Annotated in this window: 4 protein-coding genes; all 4 read left to right on the top strand. The window is 45.6% G+C overall.

What is annotated here, in order from left to right:
• On the top strand, window positions 1–388 hold a 388-nt coding region (locus ACMP1L_RS00805; protein WP_418451703.1), incomplete at its 5' end, for a tripartite tricarboxylate transporter permease.
• A 441-nt stretch (window positions 389–829) separates the two neighbouring features.
• A complete protein-coding gene (locus tag ACMP1L_RS00800; RefSeq protein ID WP_418451702.1) occupies window positions 830–1,972 on the top strand; it encodes a type 2 periplasmic-binding domain-containing protein in 1,143 nt (380 codons plus the stop codon).
• A 120-nt stretch (window positions 1,973–2,092) separates the two neighbouring features.
• Window positions 2,093–2,530 carry a tripartite tricarboxylate transporter TctB family protein gene (locus ACMP1L_RS00795; protein WP_418451701.1) on the top strand — a complete coding sequence of 146 codons (438 nt, stop codon included), beginning with the start codon at window positions 2,093–2,095 and terminating at the stop codon, window positions 2,528–2,530.
• A gap of 19 nt (window positions 2,531–2,549) precedes the next feature.
• The coding region (locus ACMP1L_RS00790; RefSeq protein ID WP_418451699.1) for a tripartite tricarboxylate transporter permease at window positions 2,550–3,782 on the top strand (1,233 nt) is incomplete at its 3' end.

Below are 3,782 nucleotides of genomic sequence, written 5' to 3'. Positions count from 1 at the left end.
GTTCTACCCGATCAAGTGGATCAGCAAGATCATCTACATTCCGCGTCAGAGAATGTACCCGGTTATCATCATGATCTGTATCGTTGGTGCATATGCAACCAAGAATGGCCGTATCTTCGATGTATGGGCACTGCTCATCTTCGGTGTGATTGGTTATATCTTTGGCAAGATCAAGATTCCGGCATCCTGCTATCTGATCGGTTTCATCCTTGGTAAAGACCTTGAGAATTACTTTATTCAGTCTGTATCCGCATCAAACGGAAGCCTTGGCGTATTTTTCTCAAGACCGATCGGCCTTTTTATCTGGCTGCTGATCATCATCTCTATTGCGTATGCAATCTATGATGACAGAAACACCAAGAAAAAAGCAAAGACGCAAAACGCTTAAAACGACCGTTACAATTACATACCCCCATAGAAAAAACAGGAACTTTCCTTTGAAAAAAGTTCCTGTTTTTTTGTGTATACACACTTAACAAAATTAAGGGAACTCATAGAAAAATTAAATTTACTTTGAGTGAAAATGATAATATAATTATTAACAGAATCTAAACAAAAAATGAACAGCATCTTTATGTCAGGCAAAATACCATAAGAAAAATTTAGAGACAACTAAAAATATAGTATTTTACGAAAAAAAGACTATGCGATATGATAAATATATCGTTAAAAGATGATAAAATTTGCTAAGAAAAGATAAATCATCATTTTTGGATTTTTTTAAGAATATCCCCTCTCCGATTCCGGTGACCACGCAGGAACAGGACGGAAGAAGGTCAAGATATTAAATAAAACTTTTCATTTTTACATTTATGAAGGGAGAAGGAAAATGAGAAAAGTATTCAAAAAAGCAACAGCAGTTGTAGCAGCGGCAGCAATGGTTATGTCCATGGCAGGCTGCGGAAGCAAGGCAGCTACAGAAACCACCGCTGCAGCAGCTCAGGGCGGCAGTGAGGCAGCAGCAGAGACCGAGGCAGCAGCAGAGACCGAGGCAGCAAACGTTGGCGGCGGCGAGAGCAGCTTAAAGGGCCAGAACGTTCGTGTCGTAATCGGTTCTACTTCTACTTCCGGTGACTCTTATATGATCGCAGATCTGGTAACCCGTTACTTAAGCAAAGAGATGGGCTTCAACGGTAAGGTTGATGCAATCGGTAACGCAGCAGCTCTGGACGAGATGCAGAATGCAAAGGGTGACGGCAAGACTGTTATGATGTTCCATGACATGACTTTCTTAAGCGTTCTGTTTGGTTCTGTTGATGAGCAGTATGCTCTGGAGAATATGACTGTTGGTCCGCGTATCGGCCAGAACCCGGGCGCATGCTTCGGTGCAGCAGCTGAGAAGGGCTGGAATAACTTAAGCGATGTTACCAAATACCTGCAGGACAACCCGGATGCAACCGTATCCTTTAACATTGAGTCCGGCGCAACCTCTCATCTGGCATTCGTTGCTTACTATCTGTACGTAAAAGATACCTACGGCGATGACGTAGCAAGCCGTATCAAAGCAATCGTTGGCGGTACCACCGCTGAGAAACTGCAGAGACTGTGGGATCGTAATGCAGATGTTATCTACGGTGATACTTCCGCATTTGAGCAGTACACCAAGGATGGTGTTGAAGATCAGTTAAAGATGACCATGTTTGGTTCCTGTGGTGAGGTTAACGGTGTAGAGATTGATTCCATGGCAAAAGATGGCGTTACCTTCGAGGGTGAGCCGTTCGAGTTTGCAAAAGATTTCTGCATGTACTTCCCGAAAGACATGGATGCAAGCGTACTTGCTGAGTACGAGGCAGCTATGAAGAAAGTTACTGAGGATCCGGCTTTTATCGCAGATATGCAGAAGCTGTACTACAACACTCTGACTGCTGACGAAGTTGGTGTAGAGGCTTCCAAGGAATTCATCTACAACAAGCGTGAGATGTGTAAGTCCCTGATCGAGAAGGCTCCGTCTCTGGATACCCTGACTCAGTAATTGGTCTGATACAGGACAAATAAGAATTGAACAGTGCCCTGCGCAGGCTTGCATTCAGCATGGAGTGTGTGCAGGGCATATTTTATCTGAAAATATTTTAAGAAAAGGGAAGGGATAACTATGATTCAGGTCGTTTATTCAACTCAGCATTGGATCGTTCCTCACATTGTCATGGGAATTCTGGTTGTGCTCCTGGCAGCCATCATTTTGACTGAGGGCATGGCTCGTGTGAAAAACGGTGAGCCGTTCTTCAAGAAACCGGGCAAATTCTTCATTGACAACTGCGACTATGTAAAACTGTTCGGTACCCTGGTGTTATTCATTGCATTTATTGCATGTCTGAATGTGATTGGTTTTACCGTATCCAGTATTATCTTCGTGTTCCTGTTTAATGTACTTTATGCAGGAGTAGCACCAAAGTCTCTGGTAGTCAGCATCATCATTGCACTGGTAAGTTCCCTTGCAATTGCCGTACTGTTCGGTGTTGTATTTAACATCACCCTGCCGAGCGGTATCTGCACCATGGCATTCCCGCAGTTCGGATTCACTTTATATTAAAGAAGGGAGGAAAACATAAATGATTTCAATTGCTCATATTCTGATTGCAGCACTTGGTGTTGTGGCTGGTATCGTGTTCGGTGCGATCCCTGGCATGACCGCAACCATGGCAGTAGCAGTTTTCCTGCCGATGACCTACGCATATGATCTTGAGATGGCCCTGTATTTGCTGCTCGGTCTGTATGTAGGAGGTATTTCCGGCGGACTTGTTCCGGCTATCCTGATCAATATTCCGGGTACCCCGTCTTCCATCACCACTACCTTCGATGGTTACCCGATGGCAAAACGCGGTGAGGGTGAGAGAGCCCTGAAGATTGGTATTCTTTCCAGCTTTGTTGGTGGCCTTATTTCCCTGATCTGCCTGTGGCTGTTCACCCCGCTTTTAAGTGCAGCTGCACTGAAGTTCAGTGCCGTTGAGAAGTTCCTCATCATCCTGTTTGCACTGACGGTTATCGCAGCTCTGTCCAAGGGACAGATGCTTCGTGGTGTATTTGCCGGTTTCCTTGGCGTACTGACCAGCCTGATCGGTATGTTCAGCGTAAACAACGCATATCGTATGGTTCCGGCTATGTTTAAGTCCAAAATGCAGGACGGCTTCCAGCTGCTTCCGGTTCTGATCGGTCTGTTTGCAATTGCTCAGATCTTTGAAGAGGCAGAGGAAGGCATGCGCTTCAAAATTGACAAAGTTGACGGTGAGATGGACGGTAAGTCTACCTTCTCCTTTAAAGATTTCAAGGGTCAGGGCATTAACCTGGTTCGTTCTTCCTTAATCGGTACCTTCATGGGTGTACTTCCGGGTGTAGGCGGATCCGCTGCTTCCATTCTGGCTTATGCACAGGCAAAGAACTTCTCCAAACATCCGGAGCTCTTAGGTACCGGTGTTGCAGAAGGTCTGGTTGCATCCGAGTCTTCCAACAACGGTCTGACCGGTGGCGCACTGATCCCGCTGTTAAGCCTTGGTATCCCTGGAGACTCTACTACCGCAGTCCTGATCAGTGCATTCATGCTGCAGGGAGTACAGGTAGGACCGCTGTTCATCACCCAGCACCCGGAAACCTGGAACACCATTCTGATCGCGCTGTTATGCTGTAACATCCTGATGTTCATTTGTATGTTCTACCCGATCAAGTGGATCAGCAAGATCATCTACATTCCGCGTCAGAGAATGTACCCGGTTATCATCATGATCTGTATCGTTGGTGCATATGCAACCAAGAATGGCCGTATCTTCGATGTATGGGCACTGCTCATC

The sequence above is a fragment of the Ventrimonas sp. genome, assembly GCF_048380235.1.
In the GTDB taxonomy this organism is placed as follows: domain Bacteria; phylum Bacillota; class Clostridia; order Lachnospirales; family Lachnospiraceae; genus Brotaphodocola.
The sequence above is the reverse complement of the archived record's forward strand: the minus strand, read 5'-3'. Positions and strand labels throughout refer to the sequence as shown.

Excerpts from the sequence above, each read along its gene's own strand:
- ACMP1L_RS00795 (WP_418451701.1), top strand. The coding sequence starts at position 2,093 with ATGATTCAGGTCGTTTATTCAACTCAGCATTGGATCGTTCCTCACATT.
- ACMP1L_RS00800 (WP_418451702.1), top strand. The coding sequence starts at position 830 with ATGAGAAAAGTATTCAAAAAAGCAACAGCAGTTGTAGCAGCGGCAGCA.